This window comes from Polyangium mundeleinium, assembly GCF_028369105.1.
Taxonomy (GTDB): Bacteria; Myxococcota_A; Polyangia; order Polyangiales; family Polyangiaceae; genus Polyangium; species Polyangium mundeleinium.
Window position 1 is genome coordinate 5011299 of sequence record NZ_JAQNDO010000001.1, and the last position, 24685, is coordinate 5035983.

At 69.1% G+C, this 24685-nt stretch carries 18 protein-coding genes; 8 read left to right on the top strand and 10 right to left on the bottom strand.

Annotation, left to right across the window (positions count from 1 at the left end; genetic code table 11):
* Window position 1: 1 nt before the first annotated feature.
* Genes POL67_RS20075 through POL67_RS20085 form a run of 3 tightly spaced genes read right to left on the bottom strand, consistent with a single transcriptional unit; the run spans window position 2 to window position 2670 of the window.
* A complete protein-coding gene (locus POL67_RS20075) occupies window positions 2–1465 on the bottom strand; it encodes a hypothetical protein (RefSeq protein ID WP_271919371.1) in 1464 nt (487 codons plus the stop codon).
* Window positions 1462–2295 carry a hypothetical protein gene (locus POL67_RS20080; protein ID WP_271919373.1) on the bottom strand — a complete coding sequence of 278 codons (834 nt, stop codon included), beginning with the start codon at window positions 2293–2295 and terminating at the stop codon, window positions 1462–1464. Before POL67_RS20080 ends, POL67_RS20075 begins: the two co-directional genes overlap by 4 nt.
* Window positions 2296–2307: 12 nt before the next feature.
* Window positions 2308–2670, bottom strand: a complete 363-nt coding sequence (locus tag POL67_RS20085) for a YkvA family protein (protein WP_271919375.1) — start codon at window positions 2668–2670, stop codon at window positions 2308–2310.
* A gap of 158 nt (window positions 2671–2828) precedes the next feature.
* Here POL67_RS20085 and POL67_RS20090 point away from each other — a divergent pair, with 158 nt between their 5' ends.
* Window positions 2829–4055 (top strand): DUF3829 domain-containing protein, encoded by a 1227-nt coding sequence (locus POL67_RS20090; protein WP_271919377.1) that lies wholly within the window; start codon window positions 2829–2831, stop codon window positions 4053–4055.
* A 102-nt stretch (window positions 4056–4157) separates the two neighbouring features.
* On the opposite strand, the gene glgA is transcribed toward POL67_RS20090, so the two are convergent.
* Both glgA and POL67_RS20100 read right to left on the bottom strand, forming a co-directional pair.
* Window positions 4158–5606 (bottom strand): glycogen synthase GlgA, encoded by a 1449-nt coding sequence (gene glgA / locus POL67_RS20095; protein WP_271919379.1) that lies wholly within the window; start codon window positions 5604–5606, stop codon window positions 4158–4160.
* A gap of 4 nt (window positions 5607–5610) precedes the next feature.
* Window positions 5611–6447, bottom strand: coding sequence for a shikimate kinase (locus POL67_RS20100; RefSeq protein WP_271919380.1), 837 nt, complete (start codon window positions 6445–6447; stop codon window positions 5611–5613).
* Between the two features lie 70 nt (window positions 6448–6517).
* On the opposite strand from POL67_RS20100, the gene boxC reads away from it, so the two are divergent.
* Both boxC and boxB read left to right on the top strand, forming a co-directional pair.
* Window positions 6518–8212 (top strand): 2,3-epoxybenzoyl-CoA dihydrolase, encoded by a 1695-nt coding sequence (gene boxC, locus POL67_RS20105; RefSeq protein ID WP_271930848.1) that lies wholly within the window; start codon window positions 6518–6520, stop codon window positions 8210–8212.
* On the top strand, window positions 8209–9648 hold the full coding sequence (boxB, locus tag POL67_RS20110) for a benzoyl-CoA 2,3-epoxidase subunit BoxB (protein WP_271919382.1): 1440 nt from the start codon (window positions 8209–8211) through the stop codon (window positions 9646–9648). Before boxC ends, boxB begins: the two co-directional genes overlap by 4 nt.
* Before the next feature lie 356 nt (window positions 9649–10004).
* Here boxB and POL67_RS20115 read toward each other — a convergent pair whose 3' ends face one another.
* Both POL67_RS20115 and POL67_RS20120 read right to left on the bottom strand, forming a co-directional pair.
* Window positions 10005–11267, bottom strand: a complete 1263-nt coding sequence (locus tag POL67_RS20115; RefSeq protein WP_271919384.1) for a cyclic nucleotide-binding domain-containing protein — start codon at window positions 11265–11267, stop codon at window positions 10005–10007.
* Between the two features lie 61 nt (window positions 11268–11328).
* Complete coding sequence (locus tag POL67_RS20120; protein ID WP_271919386.1) at window positions 11329–11811, bottom strand: hypothetical protein; 483 nt, start codon at window positions 11809–11811, stop codon at window positions 11329–11331.
* 112 nt (window positions 11812–11923) lie between these two features.
* Between POL67_RS20120 and POL67_RS20125 the strand changes: the two genes are divergently transcribed.
* Entirely contained in the window at window positions 11924–13684 is a 1761-nt protein-coding gene (locus POL67_RS20125; RefSeq protein ID WP_271919389.1) for a TolB-like translocation protein, read from the top strand.
* A 642-nt stretch (window positions 13685–14326) separates the two neighbouring features.
* Here the strand turns inward: POL67_RS20125 and POL67_RS20130 are convergent.
* Both POL67_RS20130 and POL67_RS20135 read right to left on the bottom strand, forming a co-directional pair.
* The gene (locus tag POL67_RS20130; protein WP_271919391.1) at window positions 14327–15547 is read right to left on the bottom strand and encodes a hypothetical protein; all 1221 of its coding nucleotides are present in this window, start codon (window positions 15545–15547) and stop codon (window positions 14327–14329) included.
* 9 nt (window positions 15548–15556) lie between these two features.
* Window positions 15557–16447 carry a hypothetical protein gene (locus POL67_RS20135; protein ID WP_271919393.1) on the bottom strand — a complete coding sequence of 297 codons (891 nt, stop codon included), beginning with the start codon at window positions 16445–16447 and terminating at the stop codon, window positions 15557–15559.
* A 170-nt stretch (window positions 16448–16617) separates the two neighbouring features.
* On the opposite strand from POL67_RS20135, the gene POL67_RS20140 reads away from it, so the two are divergent.
* From POL67_RS20140 to POL67_RS20155, 4 genes are all read left to right on the top strand, one after another.
* Window positions 16618–17778, top strand: a complete 1161-nt coding sequence (locus POL67_RS20140; protein WP_271919395.1) for an endonuclease/exonuclease/phosphatase family protein — start codon at window positions 16618–16620, stop codon at window positions 17776–17778.
* Entirely contained in the window at window positions 17775–18602 is an 828-nt protein-coding gene (locus POL67_RS20145; RefSeq protein WP_271919397.1) for a hypothetical protein, read from the top strand. The genes POL67_RS20140 and POL67_RS20145 overlap by 4 nt, the downstream gene beginning before the upstream one ends.
* A gap of 69 nt (window positions 18603–18671) precedes the next feature.
* Window positions 18672–22526, top strand: coding sequence for a serine/threonine-protein kinase (locus POL67_RS20150; protein WP_271919399.1), 3855 nt, complete (start codon window positions 18672–18674; stop codon window positions 22524–22526).
* 23 nt (window positions 22527–22549) lie between these two features.
* Window positions 22550–23953: an FAD-dependent oxidoreductase gene (locus tag POL67_RS20155; protein ID WP_271919401.1), complete on the top strand. Its 1404-nt coding sequence runs from the start codon at window positions 22550–22552 to the stop codon at window positions 23951–23953.
* Here the strand turns inward: POL67_RS20155 and POL67_RS20160 are convergent.
* Window positions 23950–24678: a glutathione S-transferase C-terminal domain-containing protein gene (locus POL67_RS20160; protein WP_271919403.1), complete on the bottom strand. Its 729-nt coding sequence runs from the start codon at window positions 24676–24678 to the stop codon at window positions 23950–23952. The two genes, POL67_RS20155 and POL67_RS20160, sit on opposite strands and share 4 nt — an antisense overlap.
* Window positions 24679–24685: the final 7 nt, after the last annotated feature.

The following is a 24685-nucleotide window of genomic DNA, read 5'->3' on the forward strand; positions in this document are numbered from 1 at the left end:
ATCAGCGGATCGTGACGGACTTGCTCACCGTCACGGAATCACCGGAGAAGGGCGGGACCGAGGCGCTGCGGAACGCTGCGGCGATGCAGCCTCCGGTCGGCGTGCCGGCGAACGGCGGGCCGTTGACCTGCGCCTTCGTGGCGCGGCCGGACGGGGCGAACGTGACGCTCACGCGGGCTGTGCCGCTCGGGTCGCCAGGTGCCTTGCAGCCTGAGGCCCTGCCGGCGGCGGCGCCGAGCGCGGAGGCCGCGGCGCTCCTGCTGAACTCGTTGCCGCCGCCCGAGGGCGCCTCGGGCACGGCGGGCTTGTTGTTCGCCGCGGCCATCGCGGCTGCGAGATCCTGCGTCTTGTTCCCCGCCGCCGTTTCGGCGGGTTTTGCGTCGGTCTTCTCCGGCGGTTTGTCTCCGCCCGCCGCCGGTTTGTCCCGGCCGTCGCTTTTCGGCGCTGCGTCGGCCGCGCCGGCGCGTTTGTCCGCGGGGGCCTCCGTGCCTGCCTTCGCCGCTGCGGCCGGATCACTCGGCGCCGGGGTGTTCGTGTTCGGCGCGGGCGCCTGGTTCGTGGCCCCCGGTTGCAGGGCGAGCGGCGCGTCGTTCCCGGTGCCGGGCGGTGTGGTCGTCGACTCGGTAGCGACCGCGGCCGTCGGCTCCTCGGACGTCGTCGACGCGCGTTGTACCAGGAAAAACACGAGGCCCGCGAGGGCCGCGACGAGCACGACGCCGATCCCGAGACGCTTGCGATCGAGCTTTCCGGTCGCGGCCGCGACGTCGACGTCGAGATCGATCGCGTCCATCGACGACTTCGTCATTGGCGCCGGCGGCGCCGTGATGGGTGGCGCGGCCAGGAAGAGCGAACCTCCGCTGTTTGCCGCGTCGGCTTTTCCTGCGGCCGGATCGGCCGGCTTCGGCGCGGTCGTGAGATCCTTGCCGAGCGCCGAGATCCCGAGCGCCGAGACGTCGGGCGCCACGAGCGGCGTGAGCCCCTGGTTGCTGAAGAGGCTGCTGCTCAGGTTGAACAGATCCTCGTCGACGATCTTCCGGCTGCGGCTGATCTCGCGCGGATCGGGCCGCGAGCCGCGCTGGGCCGCCTTGTCCGAGGGTTTTTCCGGGGCGGCTTCGGGCTGCGCGTGCTTGGCCTCGTGCCGGTCGACGTCGAAGACCTCGAAGAACGAGGGCCTGTCGTCGTCGTCGTCCTTCAACGTCGGCGTGCGCTTCGTCGCGGCCGGCATTGGCGTGGCGTTTTTCGCCATCGATGGCTGCGAGGCTGCTTTCGCGCGCGGCGCCGGCGGCGGCGGCGGGATCTTCACGTTGTCGTCCGCGCCTGCGAGCGCGGGCGGCGGCACCGTCACCACCTCGGCCGACACGTCGAGGTCGAAGACGCTCGTCCGCTCGGGGATCGATTTCATCGTCTCTGGCGGGGGTTCCACGTTGCCCGCTGCCGTCTTCGTGTCGTCTTGTTTCTTGCTCATCGTGGCAGAACCTCGCGGTCGTCGGGTCCGCCCGGATCCCCCGAGAGCCCGTAGATCCAGTGCTTTTCGAGCCAATCGAGCGCGACGTCCGCGCGGCGGATCGTCGCGTCGACGGCCATCACTTGGGGATCCGGCGCGCCGGCGTCCTTCGCGTAGGCGCGCGCGTACAGGATCCATGTCGAGAGTTCGTAGTGGTGCAGGAGCGGTCCGAAACGATGCGTGTCGAAACGCGCGATCCTCTCGGCCGCTTCCTCGACGGAGGGCGCGCGCACGAGCGTGGTGCTCGCGTCGAAGAGCAGCTCGCGCAGATCCTCGAACGCCTTGTCAGGATCACGCGACACCTCGTCGAGCATCGCTTCGAACGCGTCTTCCGGCATGCCAGCTTGCAGCGCGGCCTCCGCCATCGCGGGCACCTGCGTTTCGAGGAACGCGGCGTCCGGCGCGTGGCCGAGCAAGCGACCGACGAGGTAGAGATCAAACGCGCTCGCGATCGACTCGCCGAGCAGGAGCGCGTCGGGGCTCTGGCTCGCCGTCGCTCCGAGCGCGTCGAGCGCGCGGCGCGTGACGTGGTGCCAGCCCGCGTGCATCACCACGTCTGCGGGGATGGCGTCGCTGTCGAGGACGTCGCCAGGCTGGTCGGGCGACCAGAACGTGAGATTGAGGAAGAGCGCTCGATCCCAGCGTGCCTCCGGTGTCCCGGGTTTCGGCACGAGGAAGGTGACGTGGTCACGCACGAGCGCACGCTTGAGCTCGGCGTAGAGACCGATGTGTCGGTACGAGCGCTCGTCTTCGATGCGGAGATTTTCGAGCGTAAAACGTTGGAGTCGCACGGGAACCCGCGTTCAGGCTACGCGGACATCGGCTCCGGATCGAGGCCCACGCACGTCCTCCACGATTTCCGATCGGGGCTCGTGGTACCGGCCGAGTTGACGGTGGAGGATCACCCGGAAGAGGAGCACCACGCCCACGTCGTCGATCCAGGTGATGAAAGGTACGGCGTCGGGCACGAGATCCAGCGGCCAGACGCAGTAAACCACCGACAGAACGACGAGCGCCTTGGCCCAGAGCGCGGCTTCCCGGTCGCGGAGCAGCCGCCAAGCCGCTGGCGCATCCCGGAGGAGCGGCACGAGCGCGAGCCCGCGAGCCTTTCCGGAGACCTTCTTGCCTTCGAGCTTCTGCGGGCGCAGGTCGGTGGTTTTTTTCACGACGGCCAACATGATTCCGCTGCGCGCGGCCGCAAGGGGCGGGGGCAGGATCGCCGCGGTGCGACGCTTGAAAGTCCGTGCTGGTCGGGCATGATGCCGGTCCGGCCTTCGCCCGGCCTTTGCCGCGGCGTGGGGCATCTTCGAGGAGGCATGTCTTCATGATCCGGCTGCGGTCTTTCCTTCCGTTCGTGCTCGCGCTCGCTCCCCTGACCGTAGGCTGCAAGAAGGAGGAGCCGCCCGCGCCCGCGCCGGAGGCGAAGCCCTCTGCGGCGATGCTGCCGAGCGGGAAGGGCAAGCTGCCGCTGCGCACGCCGATCGCCCCCATCCCGAAGTTCGACCCGCAGGCGATGAAGAACTACCGCCTCGAGGTTTGTTACTTCGGTACGCTCACTCTGCGTCAAGCGCGTGACGCGTACCTCGGGAGCCTCGGCAAGGACGAGCCGAGCGAGAAGAAGATCCCGAGCTTCGGCATCCCCGGGGCGTCGCTGCCGCCGGCTCCGCCCACGCTCGTGCCGCCGAAGCCCGGTGGCTCCGCTGCGCCCTCCGCGGGCCCCGTCGCCTCCGCGGCACCACGCGCTTCCGCCGCGCCTGGCAACAGCGCGTTCGCAGGCCGCAAGATGGCCGACATGGGCATGCGCGCTCCGCACGAGCGCAACGCGCGGGCGTGCACCGTCGCCGCCGATCTCAAGGAGCCGGCGATGCCCGACGTCGACGCGGCGCTCATGACGTTCGCCCCGTTCTCGCTGGAGCTCAGCCGCAACATCGCCGCGGCCAGCGTGTACTACCAGCGCGAGGAGTACACGAAGGACAAGTTCGAGCGCGGCAAGGAGCTGCACAAGAAGCTCGTCGCCGACTTTGCCAAGCTCGACGAGAACGCCGACAAACTCGGCAGCGCGATCGCCGCGTGGCACAAGGAGCACCCGGTCGACGCGGCGAAGCTCGACGAGGGCGAGCGGCTCGTGCTCACGGCCTACGACAGGGCGCGCGGGCTCGTCCTGTCGGTGCTCGCGAAGAAGATCGACACGGCGGCCTTCAAGGAGGGCGTCGCGGCGCTCGCGAAGGACATCGAGGCCATCAAGACGTTCGGCACGAACAACCCGAACGATCCCTGGGCGAGGATCACCGTGCCGCCCTTGAGCGCGTTCCAGAAGGCCGCGGAAGAGGCCCAGGCGAAGATCAGCGACAAGGGGATCGAGCCCGACGGCTTCCTCCCGCTGGTCAACGGGTTCACCTCCGTGATCGAGGCGAAGCACCGCGCCCTCTCGCGCGCGCTCACTGCGAAGGGCGAGGTCGTCGAGCCGAAGGCGGGGCCGCCCACGCGGCGGATCCCGACGCCGGGGCAGCAGGTCGAGCACCCCGACGATCACGCCGGTCACGCGCATTAGTCCCGAGGGGGACGCCTCGCGTCCCCCTCTCGTCCGGGCAAAGCCCGGCCGATTCACCCCCTCGAGGGAGCTCGCTTTGCGAGCTCCCTGCTCACCACGAGCTCAGCGTTCTCCGCGATGCCGTGAGATGGCGAGCCGGTACATCGCCTCGTACTGGCGGCTCGCGTAATCCCAGCCAAACGGCTTTTTCATCGCCCGCCTCTGCATCGAGCGGAAGTGCTCGGGGTGCTCGCGGTAGATCCACGCCGCTTCGAGCACCGTGTCGGCAAGCACGTCGGCCGAGAGATCCAGGAACTTGAAGCCCGTCGCCATGTGCTCGACCGTATCGTCGAGCCCGCCCACCGCGCGCACGATGGGCAGCGTACCGTACCGCTGGCTGTAGAGCTGGTTCAGCCCGCAAGGCTCGTAGCGCGAGGGCATCACGAAGAGATCCGAGCCCGCCTCGATGCGGTGCGCGAGCGCGTCGTTCATACCGATGTGCGCGCGGAATCGATCCGTCGAGTGGCTGAGCCGCGTGAAAAGATCCTCCGCCCAGCTCTCGCCCGATCCGAGCACCACGACCTGCACGTCTCGCTGGAGCAGCGTCCCGAGCGCGCCCGCGAAGATGTCGATGCCCTTCTGGTGCACGAGCCGGCTGATGAGGCCGATGATCGGTACGTCGGGGCGAACCGGGAGCCCCATCTCGCGCTGCAGCTCGGCCTTGCAGAAGGCCTTGCCTTGCAGATCGTCGGCGTCGAAATGCGCGGGGAGGTGTTTGTCCGTCGCGGGGTTCCAGATCTCGTCGTCGATCCCGTTCAGGATGCCGATCACATCACCGCCGCGCGCGCGCAAGTCGCCTTCGAGCCCGTGCCCTCCCTCGCTCGTCTGGATCTCCTGCGCGTACCGCGGCGACACCGTCGAGAGCATCGTCGAGAAGTTGATGCCGCCTTTCAGCAGGTTCAGCCGATCGTAGGACTCGAGCGCGCGGTGGTGGAAGACGTCCCAGCCGAGGCCGGTCTGGTAGAGTTCGTTTTTGTCGAACCAGCCCTGATAACCCATGTTGTGGATCGTCAGGATCGACGCGGCCCCGCCGAGCGGCGAACGGGCGTCGAGGGTCTTCATGTACACAGGCACGAGGCACGTCGGCCAGTCGTGCACGTGCACGACGTCGGGGATGAACCCGAGCACGCTCGCGAGACGAAGCGCCCCGCGCGAGAGGAACGTGAAGCGCGCGAGGTTGTCGCGGTAATCCCCGTTCGAATCGTTGTAGATGCCGCTGCGATCGTAGAGCTCGTCGTGCTCGAGCAGGTAGACGCGCGACGTGCTCTCGCCGAGCCGCGCCTCCCACACCGCGCCCCACGCCTCACTGCCGCCGACGGGCACGCCGAGCGAGATCGGCAGCCGTTTGGCCGGGTGTTTCTTCGCGATGCGGTAGCGCGGCATGACGGTGCGTACGTCGTGGCCTCGCGCCGCGAGGGCGATGGGGAGCGCGCCGGCTACGTCCGCCAGGCCTCCCGTCTTGGCGAAAGGGACGCACTCGGAGACGACGTTGAGGATGCGGAGGCGGGGCATGCGTTCAACCGACCGGCGGTGCCGGCAGCCTACCACGGCTCGCCGTGTTGACGATCTTCACAAGCCGGTCGATCGCACGTTCGAGGCCAAGCGCCGACGTGTCGATGATGTGGGCCGCGCGCTCGTAGAGGGCACGTCGCGCGCGCAGGATCGCGCGAAGCTCCTCCATCGCCGCCGGCCGGCTCGCCATCGGCCGCGCGTCGCCTTGGTCGATCACGCGCTGGAAGTGATCCTCGGGACGCGCGCGCAGCCACACGGTCACGGCCTCGCGACAGAGAAGTTCGAACGTCTCGTGATCGGTCACGAGGCTGCCGCTCGTCGCGACGATCCCACGATCGCCACGCGTGACGAGCCGCGTGAGCTCCTCGCGTTCGAGCCTGCGGAAGTAGGCCGTGCCGTGCATCTCGAAGATTTCAGTGAGACTCATGCCGGTCCGCGTCACGACGAGGCTGTCGAGCTCCACGAAGGGCAACCCGATCCGGGCCGCCGCGCGGCTCCCCAGCGTGGTTTTTCCCGCCCCGCGCAGGCCGAGCAGCGCCACGAGCGGGCCCTTCACGGCTGCGCGCGGCGCCTCCGTGGGCGCGTCTGCGAGCAGCGCCGACGCCGACGTGTCGAGCGCGCGCGCGATCGCGTCGAGACGAACCACGGACACGTTCGCCTTGCCGCCCTCGACGAGCACCAGAAACCGCTCGCTCACGCCCGACGCGACCCCGAGATCCCGGAGCGTCAAACCCGCCGCGCGCCGCCGCTCGCGCACCCGCTCGCCGAGCACCCGCAGGAGCGGCGAGCCCACGCCTTCCGGTTCGTCTGCGCCCGCGTCGGGCTTCTTTCGGGCGGCCACGTCATGCACTATATTTCATGAGCGCGGCAAAGGCACGCAGTATATTGCTTGACACCCTCCCGCCCCGGTGATGGAGTTTTCGGCGATGGGCATCGAGAGTGAAAGCGGCGGGGCCAAGGCGCCCGCCATCCGTTTCGAGACACATCCGAGCCGCTACAAGCACTGGAAGCTGTCGTTCGACGGCGCGATCGCGCGGCTCGTGATGGATGTGGTCGAGGAGGCGCCGATGCGCCCCGGCTACACGCTGAAGCTGAACAGCTACGACCTCGGCGTGGACATCGAGCTCGCGGACGCGGTGGAGCGGCTGCGCTTCGAGCACCCCGAGGTGAAGGTCGTGATCGTCACGAGCGGGCAGCCGCGCATCTTCTGCGCCGGCGCGAACATCTACATGCTCGGCTCGTCGACGCACGCCTTCAAGGTCAACTTCTGCAAGTACACGAACGAGACGCGCCTCTCGCTCGAAGCCGCCTGCGCCGAGAGCGACCAGCACTACGTGGCCGCGCTGAACGGCGTGGCCTCGGGCGGCGGCTACGAGCTCGCGCTCGCGTGCGAGAAGATCCTGCTCTGCGACGATGGATCGAGCGCGGTCTCGTTCCCGGAGACGCCGCTGCTCGCCGTGCTCCCGGGCACGGGCGGGCTCACGCGCCTCGTGGACAAGCGCAAGGTCCGCCGCGATCTCGCCGACGTGTTCAGCACGCTCGCCGAGGGCGTTCGCGGCAAGCGCGCCGAGGAGTGGCGCCTCGTCGATCGTTCGATCCCGAAGAGCCGCTTCGATCAGGTGGTGATCGAGGAGGCAAACGCGATCGCCGCGCGCACGAAGGACAAGCAGGGCCCGGGCGTCACGCTCGCCCCGCTCGACGTGAAGCGCTCCGAGGACGGCAGCAAGATCAAGTCCGAGTACAAGTACGTCACGCTCGTCATCGACAGCGCGACGCGCGTCGCCGAGATCGAGGTGCGCGCGCCCGAGGGCACGCCGGAGACGACGGTGGAGGCGCTCCACAAGAGCGGCTCCGACGTGTGGTCGCTGCGCGTGTTCCGCGAGCTCGACGACGCGCTGCTCGACCTGCGCTTCAACCACCCGGAGGCGGGCCTCGTGCTGCTCCGGACGAAGGGCGATCCCGAGGCCGTTCGCGCCGCGGATCGCGCGCTCCACGCGCTGCAGGACGACTGGTTCGCCCGCGAGATCCTGCTCAAGATGCGCCGCACCCTGAAGCGCCTGGATCTCACGGCGCGCAGCGTGTTCTCGCTCGTCGAGCCCGGCTCGTGTTTCGCGGGCAGCCTCTTCGAGCTGGCCCTCGCCGGCGACCGGACCTACATGCTCGACGGCGGCGACGAGCCGCCCGTGATCGGCCTCTCGCCGCTGAACTTCGGCCCGTTCCCGATGCCGAACGGCCTCACGCGTCTGGAGACGCGGTTCCTGCACGATCCTTCGGCCGTGAAGCGTCTGGAAGGACAAACGGAGCTGCTCGACGCGGACGCCGCCAAGAAGCTCGGGCTCGTGACGTTCACGCCCGACGAGATGGACTGGGACGACGAGGTGCGGATCGCGGTCGAGGAGCGCGCGAGCCTGTCGCCCGACGCGCTGACCGGGATGGAGGCCTCGCTGCGATTCGCGGGGCCCGAGACGCTGGAGACGAAGATCTTCGGGCGCCTCTCGGCCTGGCAAAACTGGATCTTCCAGCGCCCGAATGCGGTCGGCGAGCGGGGCGCGCTCACGATGTACGGCCGGCCCGAGCGACCCGAATTCGACTGGAGGCGAACGTGAGCTCTGTCGTCAATTCCGAGCGTATCCCGAACAACGTCGATCTCGCGTCCGACAAGAAGCTTCAGCGGGCGCTCGAAGCTTGGCAGCCCAGGTTCATCGACTGGTGGAAGGAGATGGGTCCCGAGGGCTTCCAGGAGGACCAGATCTATCTCCGCACCGCCGTGAGCGTCGATCACGAGGGCTGGGCCCATTTCGACTACGTGAAGATGCCCGACTACCGCTGGGGCATCTTCCTCACGGACCCCGTCGCCGATCGGAAGATCGGGTTCGGGGATCACATGGGCGAGCCCGTCTGGCAGAGCGTGCCCGGCGAGTTCCGCAACGTGCTGCGCCGGCTCGTCGTGACGCAGGGAGACACCGAGCCCGCGAGCGTCGAGCAGCAGCGGCTCCTCGGCCAGTCGTGCCCGAGCCTCTACGACCTGCGCAACCTGTTCCAGGTGAACGTGGAGGAGGGTCGGCACCTCTGGGCGATGGTGTACCTGCTCCACAGCTACTTCGGCCGCGACGGTCGCGAGGAGGCCGAAGCGCTGCTCGAGCGCAGGAGCGGCAACCCCGACAAACCGCGGATCCTCGGGGCGTTCAACGAGCCGTGTCAGAACTGGCTCTCGTTCTTCATGTTCACGTACTTCACGGATCGCGACGGGAAGTACCAGCTCCTCGCGCTCGCCGAGAGCGGCTTCGACCCGCTCGCGCGAACGACGCGGTTCATGCTGACCGAGGAGGCGCATCACATGTTCGTCGGCGAGACGGGCATCCTGCGCATCGTGCAGCGCACCGCGGAGCTGATGAAGAAGAACAAGAACGAGGACGCGCGCGCCGAAGGCGGCATCGATCTGCCGACGATGCAGAAGTACTTGAACTTCTGGTACTCGGTGTCGCTCGACCTGTTCGGCGGCGAGATCTCGTCGAACGCGGCAAACTTCTTCGCGTCGAGCCTGAAGGGGCGCGCGAAGGAGGAGAGCTACGAGGATCATCGCGCAGTCGACAGCATCTACCCGATGGACGTGCCCGTCACGGCAGGTCCCGGCCTGGTGACGGGCTTCCGTCGCGAGGAGGTGCCGCTGCGCAACGCGATGAACGAGGTGCTGCGCGACGAGTACATCGAGGACGCGCAGCGCGGAGTCGACAAGTGGAACCGCGCGCTCGCCGAGGCAGGGATCTCGTACAAGCTCAAGCTGCCGAGCCGAAGGTTCCATCGGCGCACAGGGATCTACGGCGGGCTCCATTTCGACGTGGAGGGCAACGTCCTCACGAAGGAAGAGTGGGAGCGTCGTCGCGACGAGTGGATGCCGAGCGAAGCAGACGAGGCCTACGTGAAGAGCCTCATGACAGCGCCGATCTACGATCCGAAGCAGATGGCAAACTGGATCGGGCCCCCCAAGCACGGCATCAAAGGGCGGCCCGTCGATTTCGAGTACGTGAAGCGCACGGCTTGAGCTGAGCGTTTCGTGTTGGGGCCGCTGCGCCGGGGCGCTGCCCCGGTCCCCGCGGGGGGCTGTCCGCCCCCTCGACCCCGGACCAGCCAGGGGCTGGACCCAGGTTTGAAAAACTGCGCGGTGCGCAGTTTTTCAAACAGGCCGACGAAGAACCCAGGTTGCCAGCAGAACCCGCAGCGCGGCTGTCTTGGTCGGCAACGCCGCTGTCGGTCTTGACCGGGCCTGTTCGATGAACTGCGCACCGCGCAGTTCATCGAGCTTGGGTCCAGCCCCTGGCTGGTCCAGGTGCAGGGGCGGACAGCCCCTGCTGGGGCCTGGGGCAAAGCCCCAGCGCAGCGCCTTCAAAACGAAACCACCTACGACGTGTAAGGCGTGACGCCTTGGGCTTCGAAAAGCTCGGCGCGTGCTTCGGAGAGCTCGGTGTTCACCGTGCGCAGGCGCTGCGAGAGGCCCTGCACGAAGCTCCAGAGCAGCTTCACGGCGAGCACTGGCTCGCGTCGCATGACGTTCATCATGTCTGTTCGTGTGATGACCATCGTGCGTACGGGCTCGAGGGCCCGCACGGTGGCCGAGCGCCGCGAGTCGTCGACGAGGCCCATCTCGCCGAAGTATCCGCCTGTCATGATCGACGTGATGGCGACGTTGTCCTTCTCGACGGCCACCCGCCCTCGCAGGATCACGTAGAGATCCTCGCCTGGCTCGCCCTCGGTCACGATCGCTGCGCCGATCGGGTGGCTGCGCACGTCCGAGATCGCCAGGATCTCGGCCTGCTCGCGGTAGGTCAGGTGCATGAAGAGCGGGATGCCGCGCAGCGCCTCGTGTTTCGTGAGCGCCTCTGGCTCCGGCTCCTCTGCTGTCGCGCCGTGGAACGAGAGCACGAGCGCCGTGATGTTGTCGCGGCCGCCTCGCTCGTTCGCGACGTCGACGAGCGCTTCTGCGAGGTTGTCCGGTACGCCGGCGCAGAGCGCGGGGACCTCCTCGTCCTCGATGTACCCGTAGAGGCCGTCGCTGCAGATCAGGAAGAGATCGCCCGGCATGATTTCCACGAGCAGCGTGTCGACCTGCACCGACGCCTGCGTCCCCACGGCCCGCGTGAGCACGCTGCGAAGGGCGCTCACCTTGGCTTGCTCCTTCGTCATCGTGCCGTTCTTGATCGAGGCCGCGACGATCGTGTGGTCCTCGGTCAGCCGGTTCGCCACGCCTTGCCGCAGGAGGTAGGCGCGGCTGTCGCCCACGTGCCCGACGACGCCGCGATCTCCTGCGACCGCGAAGAGCACCATCGTCGTGCCCATGCCGCGGAGCTTGGGGTCGTTCTCGGCCATGGCCCAGAGGTCCGCGCATGCGGCCTGGATTGCCGAGGCGACGAGCTCCTGCGCCGCGACGCGGTTCTCCTGGGAGGGGTTTGCCGCGAAGCGCGTGAGCACGTCGACCCGATCGGCCACGTAGGCCCGCGCGACGTCGACTGCGCGGCGCGACGCGACGTCGCCGGCTGCCTGGCCGCCCATGCCGTCGGCGACGATGTACAGGCCGAGGTCGGGGTCTGCGAGGTGGCTGTCCTCGTTGCGCTTGCGCTTCCGGCCGACGTGCGTCGCGGCCTGCGGCGAAACCGAGAGGGGCATGCCCCGCATCCTAGTCGAGGCGAACGCTCCTTCGGAAGGGGCGGAACGTGGCGCTCCTCGGTCAAACCGTGGGGGCGCGTCGCTGGAACGGGAGAAACCCGATCGCGAGTGCGAGCCCGAAGATCACGTGTTCGAGGATCGCGGGACCCACGGGCGCGCTCGTCGCGAGTGCGCCGAGTCCCGCCGCGGGCAGGACAACCCGGTACATGACGAACCAGACGATCACGCCGTACGCCGCGCCGAACACGAGCGTGCGGAACACGTTCGCGCCGAGGACGAGCAAGCCGAACAGCGCGCCCCAGCCGATCGAGACGGCGAAATGCAGGAGGATGCCGAGCACCACGGCGCCCGCGTCGAAGCCGGGCGCGAACGCGCGTTCGGCGAGGAACGGCGCCGAGGCTCCCTTGAACACGACCCACGGGTCGCCCCCGCGCGCGACCGCCGACAGGAGCCCGTACAGGCTCAGCACGATCCCGCCGAAAATGCCCGCGATCACGCCGCCCGAGAGCGCGATGACCGTCCTCTGTCTCCCCCTCGCCGCCATGTAGGTCCCGTGGCGCCAAGGGCTTGCATGTCAACCGCGGGCCTCCTGTCGCAATCGGGCGAGCTCGGCGTCTCTGCCTTGACGCCGGCCGGTGGCTCCCGATCATCCGTCCATGACAATCACACTTCGGCGCGATATCGCGCTCCTCTTGGCCTTGGCCTCGGCCGCTGCGCTCGGCGCGACCGGGGTATCGTGTTCCGCGAACAGCAACAACGGGGACTCGTCCGCGACCCAGGGAACCGGCGGGGCCGGTGCTTCTGGATCGGGCGGCTCGGCCGGCGCGGGCGGGGAAGGGGGGACGTTCATTGGCAGCGGCCCCAATCCCGACGGACCGTTCCTCGATTTCCCCGCCGGCCCGCAGCTCGACATGGGCGCGCCGGCCGAGGCGCCCGGACTCTTCCAGGGCACGCCCGGAGAGCCGCAGGGCGGACCGTGCGTCTCGGAGCCGCCGGTGGACGCGCTCGTCCCGACGAACTGGACCCCGCTGCGCTTCGAATGGATCGCGCCGCCGGGGCACAACGTCTTCGAGCTTCGGCTCAAGGTCGACAACCAGGTGAACGAGCTCGTGGTCTACACGTCGGCCACGTCGTACACGATTCCCGCGGAGATCTGGTCCGGGCTCGCGGGGCACAGCGCGGGCCGCGACATCAAGATGGCCGTGCGAAGCGCCCAGATCGACGGCGGCCAGCTCGTCGCAGGTCCGCTCGCAGGGACCGAGGGCGTGGTCCACGTGGCGCCCGTGGCGGCGCCGGGCTCGATCGTTTACTGGACGACGGGCGCGCCGGGCTCGGGCAAGACCGCATTGAAGGGTTTTGCCATCGGCGACACCCAGTTGACGACGGTGCTCTCGCCCGAGATCATGGGCGGCGATACGACATGCGTGGCCTGCCACGCCTCGTCGCCGGACGGCGCGCTCACGTTTTTCACGCGTGACGCGTCGATCGGGACGCGGACCGTCACGGCGCGAAAGGTGGACGGGACGGCGGGTTTGCCCACGGAGGCGCAGGTCTCGGCCGTCGCGCTCGGCCTGCTCGGGCGGCAAAAGCAATCGGCGCCGACGCTCTCGGAGAAGCATTTTACGGCGCAGGACGCCGTCGCCATCACGGTGATGATCGACCCTGCGTTCACGGCGAACAGGAACGAGCTCGTCTGGACCGACCTGCATACCCAGGATCCGGCGACGGGCTCGGGCATTCTCCCGCGGGTCGGGGATACCCACGCCCCCGCGTCGCCGACGTTCTGGCACGACGGGACGACGATCGCGTACACGACGGCCACGACCTCCGGCGAAGGCGTCGTCACGGGCATCACGGACGCCGACACGACGATGGACATCTACACGGTGCCCTTCAACGACCGACAAGGCGGCAATGCGACGCCGCTGCCCGGCGCGAGTGATCCGGGGTTTCTGGAGTTTTACCCCGTCATCTCGCCGGGGGACACGTTGCTCGCGTTCAATCGGTTCGCGCCCTACAAGTTCGACGGCGTGAACTGGGCGGATTCGTACGACGAGCCGATGGCCGAGGTCTTCGTCGTGCCGGCGAAGGGCGGCGAGCCGGTGCGCGTCGCCGCCAACGATCCGCCGGCCTGCGTGAACCGATCGAGCCCGGGCATCACGAACTCGTGGCCGCGCTGGGCGCCGAGCGCCGAGGTGTTCCAGGGGAAGAGGTATTACTGGCTGACGTTCAGCTCGAAGCGGCGCGATCTGAACAACCCGCAGCTCTTCGTGAGCGGCGTCGTGACGAAGGTGCAGCCCGACGGCTCCGAGGTCATCGAAAAGACCTACCCCGCGCTGTACGTGACGTCGCAGGTCCCCGAGGAGAACAACCACACGCCCGCCTGGGACGTGTTCCAGATCGAACCGCCCCAGTAGCAGGATTCCCCGCACCCGCACGCGGTGGCGCATGGCGCGCGCCGCGCATCGTTGCGCGAGCGACGCCCACCTCCTGGCGGTCGCCCCGGAACCGTTGCGCAAGGCGCGGCCACGCCGTGGCCGAGGGTGCGGAAACGTTGCGCAAGCGGCGTCCAGGTCCTGGAAGTGCGCTCGGAAACGTTGCGCGAGCGGCGATCACCTCATGGCGGTGGGCTCGGCAACGTTACGCGACCGGCATCCCTGTCGCGGCTGCGCCTCGCGCAACGATGCTGCACCGTCGTCCATCCCGTGCGGCGCCCTCGCGCAACGTTGCGGCGCTGTACTGGGGCTTTGCCCCAGGCCCCAGCAGGGGCTGTCCGCCCCTGCACCCGGACCAGCCAGGGGCTGGACCCAAGCTCGATGAACTGCGCGGTGCGCAGCTCATCGAACAGGCCCGGTCAAGACCGACAGCGGCGTTGCCGACCAAGACAGCCGCGCTGCGGGTTCGGCTGGCGACCAGGGTTGTTCGTCGGCCTGTTTGAAAAACTGCGCGGAGCGCAGTTTTTCAACCCTGGGTCCAGCCCCTGGCTGGTCCGGGGTCGAGGGGGCGGACAGCCCCCCGCGGGGTCCGGGGCGGCGCCCCGGTCCGGTCCGCTTCGGGCCTCACGGAAGGGCTTCGAGCGCGCCTTCCGCCTCCTTCACGTCCTTCGTGAACTCCTTCACGTGGCGGTCCCGCTCCTCGCTTTGCCATTCCGCATCCGAAAACACGCTCTCCGCATAGGCCTTCGTCGTGTAGAAAGGCCCGTCGCGCCCTGGGACGAGTTCGCGGTCGGGGTAGGTGTCTTCTTTCAGCAGGTATGCCTCCACGTCGCGCAGCACGAACGGGGATTTCGCTCGCTCGTCGAGGACGAGTTTGCCGAAAATGCACATTTTCGCCTCCTGCGTGCCCGCGTCGAGCGGATCGTTGTGCTCCAGGTACGCGAACCCGTCCCCGTCGGCGTCGTCCACGCGGCCTACGACCACGTAACGGCCCGGTTTGTCCACGGCGAGGCGCAGGTACAAGCACAGCGAGCCGTTTTCGAGGACCTCGCGCACGTCGCCCGTCAGGCGGGCCGGCGGCGCGGGCGTGTAGATGACGTCGAACCGCGCGCCACCTTCCTCGCCGTCGATGCGCAGATCGAGGTTTACGGCGATGGGCCCGTGGTATCCGCCGAACCCCTCCTTCGCTGGGGCGAAGAGCGTGGTGACGGCGGATCCGCCTTCGTCGGCGAACACGACGGGGGCCGCGGGCATGTTGCCTGCCTGCGGCATCGTCTCCGGGACGCGGGCCTCGGCGCGCAGGACCTCGCACCGCGCAGGGCCTTCGCTCGTGGTGCACGAGACCTTGAGGCGCGCGGCCTCGTCGCCGACGAGATACAGGCGATCTTGCTCCAGCGTCACGCGGGCGTCCGTGAGCTTCTTGTCCGATCGCGCGAGCGGCTGCGTGCTCTTCGCGACGGAATGCGCCTTCTGGAGATCGGGTTTTTCCGAGAGGGGGCGCGCGCCGGGCGGGTACCGTGTCGCCTGCAAATACCCTTCGAGCGTGTGTCGCGTGCGTTCCAGGCGCCTTTCGGCGCGTTCACGCGCGCCCGCCCCGTCGTCGCCTGCGGCTTTGGGGTCCACCCATCGGGACTTCGGGCCGTCCTGGCGAGGGGCGGGCGTGTCGCTTGCCGCGCGCGCGGGGGCTGCGGCGAAGAGCTCGTCTTCGGAGGGCGCGCGCCGCGGCGAGAGGCGATCGCGCTGCCAGAAAAGCAGGAGGCCTGCGGCGAGGACGACCGCCCCGAGGGCGAGGCGTCGCCGTCCCGACCGCGGGGAGGTCGTTTTTCCTGGCAATCGTTTCGTCACGCGGAGGATTTACAGGGCGTCGGCGACCATGTCGGCGCGCACCGGGGCGATGATCCCCGCCCAGGCGCCGTTCGCGTAATGGTTGTACTGCTCGGCGTCGTCGCGGAGAAGGACCGAGTGGTACGACCACTTCGCCTTGCCGTTGCTGGTCGTGCCCGAGCCCGTCGTGAGCGTGCCGTCGCACAGGAGGTCGCCCGGGTTGCAGAAGCCGCCTGTCACGGAGACGCCGCCGGTCGAGTGGTACCCGACCGCCTCGTCGTCCTGGCCGGCCAGCGTGCCCGAGTAGAGCGTGCCCTTCGCGCCCGCGAACATGTAAAACCACTTTCCGCGGGTCTGGTTGTGGTCGTAGAGGGCGCGCATCGTGGCCGTCTTCAGGTCGTCCGTGAGCTTGTCGCTCACCGCCCAGGCGCCGATGTTCGCGAGCTCGCTGCCGCCGCCGGCGCCGCTCGCGACGTCGACCCACTTGATGTTCCAGCCGGTCTGCGTGCCGCCCGCATTGCCACACGTGCCGTCGGCGGCCGGGGTGGCGTTCTTGATGCTGCGCGACGAGCCGCCGAATTGCGCCAGCGCGTAGCCGATCTGGGCGTCGCCGGCGCTGTGGGCGGCGATGTAACACCAGTTCGAGCCCGTACAGTAGCAATCGAGGGCGTCGCGGATGCGGTAGTTCTGCTCGGAGATGCGGCTCTTGCCGTCCCAGTTGACGGCCTTCTTGTTGACGCCGGCCGCGGTCCCCGACGAACCCCAGTAGGAGAAGTCGGTGTAATTGCCCGCCTTGGTCGCCGTGCCGGTGTTCCGGCCGTGAATCCAGAGCGAGAAGTTCGTCGCCGACGCGTCGGGAGCTACGAGGAGCGCGGCGGCGGCCAGAGGAGCGAATGCGAGGAGGAGGGAGGCGCGGGACATCCTGCGAGGAGAATCGAGCGGCACGATTGTGTCAAGCGAGAACCCGGCGCGATCATTCGAAGGAATTGCAGGCCCGCAGAGCTTTTCCGCGCCGGCTGAACCGGCCCGTGACGGGGGCCACTTGTAAGGATCTTTCAACCGTCGGGGCGTGACGGGTAGCATGGGCGGTCATGGCACTCCTCACCCGCCGCAGCGCGTCCTTCGCGCTCTCGATGTCGGCGCTCCTCGCCTTGCTCCCGGCCTGCGAGCCGCTCGCGGACGACCTCGATTTCGTCCGCCAGGAGGTCCAGGTCACGACGCGCAGCACGCTCGTGCCGCCCGCCGATCCTGCGCCCGCCACGCTCAAGGTGATGGCCTGGAACGTGAAATACGGCGCCGCGCGGATCGACTTCTGGTTCGATTACTGGGGCGACCGCGTGCAGATGACGAAGCAGGAGGTCGCCGAGAACATGGCCGACCTCTACCGCCTCGTGAACGAGTACGACCCCGATATCCTCATGACCGAGGAGATCGAGGTGAACTCCCGGCGTAGCGCCTATTACGACATGGTGCAGGGCATGCTGGAGGGCACGAGCCTCAATTACGCGGCCTACATCCAGACCTGGAACAGCCGCTTCATCCCCTCCGAGGGCGTCGGCCGGATGGACCTCGGCAACGCGATCTTCTCGAAATACCCCATCACGTTCGCCGAGCGGATCCGGCAGGAGGATCGCACCGATCAGGACGGGATCACGGCCAAGTTCTACATTCACCGCATGATCGGGCGCGCCGTGATCGACGTGGGCGCGGGCCGCGACGTGGCCGCGTACGTGGTGCACACCGAGGCCTACGACGTCGACGGCACGAAAGGCCGGCAGATCCGGCAGATCTACGACGAAATCAAAAAGGAGACGCTCCCGTTCGTGCTCGGCGGCGATTTCAACGAGCTGCCGCCGAACGCGATCAAGCTCGTCGGTTTCCCCGACGAACACCCGAGCTCGATCGGCACCGAGTACGAGCAGCCCCCCTACACGCCGGAGATCATGCAGACATTCTACGACGATTACGTGCCCTGGGTGAGCCTCGAAGCCTACGGCACCACCGAGGCCGCGCAGCGGCGGTATTTCACGCACACCGTGGCCGGGCCGCTGCACAAGGATGAAACGGGCAATCCGCAGTTCTGGAACCGCACCCTCGATTACCTCTTCATCACAAAGGCCGACGCCTGGGCCCCGGGCTCGACGGACGTGCTCCAGGAGCCGGGCAGGCAAGGGATCCAGAGTGATCCGCTGATGCTCAGCGATCACGCGCCCGTCGTGGGGACGTGGGTGCTCGGGGGAGGGACGCCGTGAAACGAGCCATGTTCGGAGCGATCGGGCTCCTCGCCCTGCTCTCGCCGGCCCTCGCCGAGGCCGAGCCGATGCCCGCGCGCGAGACGGCGCGCGTCCTCGACAAGGGAAAACTCTCCGGCGGGCTCCTCTCGCCGTTCGAGCTCGGGCTCGGCGGCGGCTGGGAGGTCACGACGATGATCGTGCCCTGGCTCCTGCTCTCGCCGAACATCACGTTCCGCGGCGAGCTCGGCCATCTCGGCAAGGGGGTCGTGGTGACGGGTGAATACGGACTTTCCGTACCGACGGGCGCGATGCGCCTGACGCAGGGGTATCTGTTCCCGACGTGGGAGACGTCGGGGCAGCGGCCCGGCTGGGTGGTCGCGCCGACGGCGGGGCTCTGGATTTCGGGCGGCGATCGCGGCGTCCTCACAGGACGGCTGGAGACGACGGTCGGCCTCTCGCTCGGCGAGAACCCGGCGACGCCGCTGGAGTCGTACGCGCCGCTCGAGCTGCTCTTCGCGCCCGCGCTGAACGGCTTCCGCGTCCGGACCGGCCTGGCCTACGATTACGCGATCCTCGATTGGCTGCGGGCCCGCGCCGCCGTGAATGGATATGCGATCGGGCGGAGCCCGCACCCGCCGCGCTCGCCGTTCTACGCGAGCGCCGAGGTCGGGATCGAGATCGGGCTCGGCAAGACGGTGCGCGTGGCGCTCGGCGGCATCTGGTACAATTACGATCAGCGCGAAAAGGTCCTCCAAAAAGGGGACGACGGGCGATGGCGTAGGGTTCCCGTGCGAACGAACGATTTTTTCCCCACGTTCGACTTGATTCTCCGGCCCCGGTGAAGCGAGGCTAGAACGACCCTTCTCCCCTCTCCCGCCGAGAGGGGCTCGGGGGGAGGGGAGCTTCCGATCGTGGAACATCTCGCGCACTTGCCGTCCGTCTCCGAGGAGCTCAGCCGGCGTTTTCTGATTCGCCGTTGCCTCGGGCAGGGCGGCTTCGGTGTGGTGTACGAGGCGCTCGATCGATCCCTCGGCTCGGACGTCGCCTTGAAGGCGCTGCTCTCCATGGATCCGGCCGCGCTTTATGCCTTCAAGCAGGAGTTCCGCGCGCTCGCCGACGTCGCGCACGAGAACCTCGTCGGCCTGCACGAGCTCTTCTTCGACGACGGCCGCTTCTACCTGACGATGGAGCTCGTGCGCGGCGTGAGCTTCCTCCGGTACGTGCGGCCGAACCGCGAGGAACGAAGCGACGCGTCGGCGATCACGCTCCCGCCCTTGCCCACGGCGAAGCGCGCGATGGCCGCCGAGTTCGCGACCGCCGTCACCATGGACCTGCCTGTCGTCGCGGGGCCGCACGAGACGATCGCCATGGTGACCCTGCCCCTCGACGGCGCCGCGCCCCCGCGCCTGCCGCTCCAGCAGCACGATGCGCAAGGCGAGCTCGACGTGGATCGGCTGCGCCAGAGCCTCGTGGGGCTCGCGAAGGGCGTCGCCGCCATCCACCGCACGGGCCGCGTGCACCGCGACCTCAAGCCCTCGAACGTGCTCGTCACGCCGGAGGGTCACGTAAAAATCCTCGATTTCGGACTCGTGGGATCGTTCGAGTCGCTCGCGCGCGACCGCGTGCTCGTGGTGGGCACGCCCGCGTACATGTCGCCGGAGCAAGCGACGGGCGCGGCGGGGGATGGGAGCTCGGACTGGTACTCGGTCGGCGTGATGCTCTACGAGGCGCTCACGGGCGTCGTGCCGCACCTCTTCGAAGGGACGAGCATCGAGGATCTGCTCTACACGAAGCACCTCGTCGATCCGCCCGATCCGCGGGAAATCGTTCCTTCCGCGCCGGCGGATCTGGCGGAGCTCGCCCTGCGCCTGCTCGCGCGGGACCCGAACGCGCGGGCAGGGGCCGAGGAGATTTTTCGCATCACCGGCGCCGCGGGGGAGAGCGCCCCGCCCCCGGCGTCCACGACGCTCGGCGCGCGGCGGAGCTTCATGGGCCGCGCCCGCGAGGTCGCGGCGATGCGCGAGGCGTTCGACACGTGCGTCCAGGAAAACCAGCCCGTGGTGCTGCACGTGCACGGCACGTCCGGGATGGGCAAATCGGATCTCGTGCGGCATTTCCTGGACGTGCTCGCCGAAGAGCGCGCGCCGCTCGTGCTCGAAGGCCGCTGCCACGAGCGCGAGTGGGTGCCGTACAAGGCGTTCGACGGCGCGATCGACGCGCTCGCGCGGCTGCTCGGGGAGATCGATTCGGACGATCGCGCGGGCCTCCTGCCCCCGGGGTTCGCCTCGCTCGCGCGCCTCTTCCCGGTGCTCGGCCGGCTCACGGAGGAGGGGAGCGAGCCGGAGGCGCCCGATCCACACGAGCTGCGCCGGCGCGCGTTCGAGGCCCTGCGCAGGCTCTTCGCGAACCTCGCGGGCGAGCGGCCGGTGGTGCTCTCCCTCGACGACCTCCAATGGGCCGACGCGGACAGCGCCGCGCTGCTCGAAGCCCTGCTCGCGGCGCCCGCGCCCGCGCTTTTCCTCGTCGCGAGCTACCGGACCGAGGAAGCACGCGGGTGCGAGCTCATCGGGCGTTTGCCCTCGGCGCATGCGCCCACGCCGGGCCTCGTGGCGCGCGAGGTCGTCGTGGGACCGCTCGCGACCGAGGACGCCGAGGCGCTCGCGCGGTCGATCCTCGGCGAGGACGGCGAGGACGGCGAGGAGGCGCAAAGGACGGCGGCCCGGATCGCGCGGGAAGCCGCAGGGAGCCCGTTTTTCGTGCAGGAGCTCGCGAGGTACCTCCTCGCCGGGCACACGAGCGAGGGGCTCGACCTGCGCGGGGTCGTGGCGGCGCGCGTCGCCTTGCTTTCGGCGTCGGCGCGGCTCGTGCTGGAGATCGTGAGCACGGCGGGGCGGCCGATCGAGCCCGTCCTCATCAAGGAGGCCGCGGCGCTCGGGGACGAGGAGAACCGCCGCGCGCTCGCCTTGCTGCGGGCCGAGGGCCTGCTCCGCGCGAAGGGCGGGCGGGACGAGGCGCGCGTCGAGACGTACCACGACAAGATCCGCGAATCCGTGGTGCAGGGGCTCGCCGAGGCGGATCTGCGCGCGCGGCACCTCGCGCTCGGCCAGGCCATGGAGACGATGAGCAACGCCGATCCGGCGGCGCTCGCGATGCACTTCCGGACGGCGGGCGAACCTTCGCGCGCGCGGGCCTACATGGAGCGCGCGGCGGAGCGGGCCGAGCAGGTGCTCGCGTTCGATCGGGCCGCGACGCTCTATCGGCTGGCCCTGGAGCACGCCGAGCCCGCGGACGTGGGGGCGCTCGAGCTCCGGCTCGGCGACACGCTCGCGAAGGCCGGGCGTGGGGCCGAGGCGGCGAGCGTGTTCCTCTCCGCGGCGGCGCGGCTCGATGCGCGGCCGGCCCTCGTGGCGCGGCAGCGGGCCGTCGAGCATCTCTTGCGCGCGGGTCACATGGACGAGGGGCTCACCGCGGCGCGGGAGCTCCTGCCGGACGTGGGCCTTCCGTATCCCGCGACGCCGCGACGCGCGTTTGTCAACGTCGCCGTCGCCCGCGTGAAGCAGCGGTTCCGCGGCTACGATTTCCAGGAAAAACCCGAGCACGCGATCGATCCCGTGGTGCTCCACCGGATCGATCTCTGCTGGTCGCTCGGCAACGGGCTCGGCGGCGTCGACGCGGTCCGCGGCGCAGATTTTCAAGCGCGGCACCTCGCGCTCTCGCTTTCGGCCGGCGAGCCTTACCGCATCGCGCGGGCCTTCGCCTGGGAGGCCGTGCTCCGCAGCCTCGGCGGCGGCGCGCAGAACATCGCCGAGGCGCGGGATCTCGCGGCGCGGGCGGAGGCGATCGCGCTCCGCATCGGCCACCCGCACGCGCTCGCGTGGTCGTGCGCGGGCAAGGCGCTCGCGGCGCACAACGGCTACGCCTTCCGCGAGGCCGTCGTGCTCTGCGAGCGCACGATCGCGCTCTTCCGCGAGGCGTGCAGCAACATCGCCTGGGAAATCGCCTCCATGTATGCCTGGTGGCTCCTCACGGCGCTCTTCTACGTCGGCGACGTCCGCTCCCTGCTCGACCTCTTGCCGCAATGCCGCAGCGAGGCCGACGCGCTCGGGGATCGGTACATGGAGACCGCGCTCGGCGTGCTCATGACGCCGATGGGCCTGCTCCTCGAAGACCGGCCCGAGGAGGCCATCGCGACGAGCCGGCACGCCCTGTCGCGCTGGACGACGCGCGGCTACCACACGATGCATTGGGGCTCCTTTTATTCGAGCACCCAGGCCCTGCTCTACCTCGGCGAAGGGAGCCGCGCGTACGCGGCCGTGCATGGGCAGATCGGCGCCCTCCACGCGGCGATGATGCCGCGCGCGGCCAAATCGATCCGGATCCGGCTCTTTGATCTCCAGGCGCGAACGGCGCTCGCCCGCGCGCGCGAGATCCGCCGCCCCGAGCCCCTCGTCCGCGAGGCCCTCTCCCTCGCCGATCGCCTCGATCAAGAGCGGTCCCCTTGGTCCGACGCGTGCGCGCTCGGCATTCGCGCGGCCCTGCTCGCGCGGCGCGGCGACGTCGATCGCGCCCTCGCCTCCCTTTCGCGCGCCCGCTCCTCGTTCCGCCGTTCGGACATGGAGCTTTACGCGCGCCTGATCGAGCGGCGCATGGGCGAGCTCGAAGGCGGCGAGGCGGGGCGGGCGCGAATCCGCGACATCGACGCGTGGTTCCACGCGCAAGGGGCCCCGCGCCCCGATCGCCTGGCCCGGGCCTTGATCGCCATCTGACCTTCCTTTACGAGATTCGGGTCATGCAAAACCACGCGGTCGTCATCGGTGCGGGCATGTCCGGCCTCTCGGCCGCGCGGGTGCTCGAGCGATTCTTCGAGAAGATCACGGTCCTCGATCGGGACGAGCTCCCGGAGGGCCCCACCGCGCGGGCCGGGGTGCCGCAGGCGAGGCACGTGCATGCCCTCGTCACGCGTGGGGCCCAGGAGCTCGACGCCCTGTTCCCGGGTTTCCTTGCGGAGTACGAGGCGAAAGGCGCCCACAAGCTCGACGTCTCCTACGACGGCGCGGTCCTGCGATATCCCGGCTGGCAGCAGCCGATGCGCAGCGGCTGCACGGCGTATTTGGCGACGCGGGATCTGACCGAATCCATCGTGCGCCGGCGGCTGCGGGAAGGCGGCCGCGTGGAGATCCTCCCGAGGACCGAGGCGACGGGCCTGTACGTTCGCCCGGACGCGCCCGGACGGGCCGCGGGGGTGCTCGCGGTGCAGCGGGGCGGCGGGACGAACCTCACGCTCCCGGCCGATCTCGTGGTCGACGCGAGCGGCCGTTCGTCGAAGGCGCCTTCGTGGCTCGCGTCGCTCGGCGCGGAGGTCCCGCGCGAGGAGGTGGTCGATTGTCACTCGGGGTATAGCTCCCGCTGGTACGAGGCCCCCGAAGCATTGCCCGCGGATTGTTGGTGGAAGCTCGTCTGGCTCGATCCTTCGCCCGAGGAGAACCATTTCGTCGGCGGCGTGCTCTTCCCGGTCGAGGGGCGCCGCTGGATCATCACGCTCGTCGGGTACGCCAAGCACTACCCGCCGAGCGACGAGGAGGGGTTTTTTCGGGCGCTCGGCGCGCTGCGGTCTCCGGTGTTGCAGCGCATGGCGGAGCTCGGCCGGCCCGTCTCGCCGGTCTATTCGAGCCGCGCGAACCAGAATCGCCTGCGCCGCTTCGACAAGCTGACAAAACCCCTGCCGGGGTTCGTCGCCGTGAGCGACAGCGTCTGCACGTTCAATCCGGTGTACGGCCAGGGCATGACCGTCGCCACGCTCTCGGCCCGCGCCCTCGAATCCACGCTCGAGCGCGTCTCGCTCGGGGATCCCGGCTTCGAGCGGGTCTTTTTCGGCAGCCAGCACCGCGCGGCCAGGGACGCGTGGAACCTCGCGACGAGCGCCGACATGCGTTTCCCGGGCGTGAAGAGTGATCTGCCGGCGCCCTCGCGGTTCGCGTCGTTTTTCGGCGATTCGATCTTGCGGACGATGAACCACGACGCCGAGGTGCTCCGGCGGGTGACGCCCGTGTATTACATGCTGAAACCCACGCGCACGCTCTTCGAGCCGGATCTCGCCGCCCGCATCCTGCTCGGCGGCGCGGCCGGCGTGGCCGCGGCGCGCCTCCGCAGGGCCCCCCTCTCACCGAACCCGCCGCCGCGCCCCGAGATCTAGGCCGCGGGCTCGTTCGCCCAGTACGTTTCGCGGATCCGCTCGCAGAACGCGACCAGGTTCGCCTTCTCCAGCGCGCGGGCCTTCACGGGGTTCTCGGGGGGCGAAAAGACAAGCGGCGCGAGCATCCCGTACGCCGTCGTGTCGAGCGTCGAGGGCGCGTCGTCGAGGAAATACGGTTTGTCGCCGAGCAATTCGGAGGCCGCGTCCACGAGCGAGCGGCCCATGGCATACACCTCTTCGCGCGTGTGCCGCCCGATCCCCTGCGCCTTGAGCATGCTGCGCGTCTGCCGCTGCGCGAACGAGAGCAGCGGCGACACGGCGAAGCGCGGGACCCCGCCGGCCATCATGCTCTGCGCGATCGCGGGGCGGATGTGGACGAAATCCTCGTCGCGCCACCAGCGCAAGTAGACGAAGATGTAATAAAGATCGGCCTCGAACATCGATTTGAGGGCAAGCCCGAGCGCCCGCTCCTTCGGGCCGAACCGGCCGTCGTTCAATCGATCCCCGTGCTTCTCGATGAGGTAATCGATGATCTGGCTCGAATCGGGGATCCGCCGGTCCCCGTCCTCCGCGTAGGGGATTTTTCCCTTCGGCGCCTTGCGGAAATCACCGATTTCGCTGCGATAGGGCAGGCCCGCCATGCGCAGCCACGTCTCGACCTTGATGACGAACGGGCCGAGGTCGGGCAAACCAAACGCAGGGCCGAATTTGTAGACTGTCAGCATGATCGTT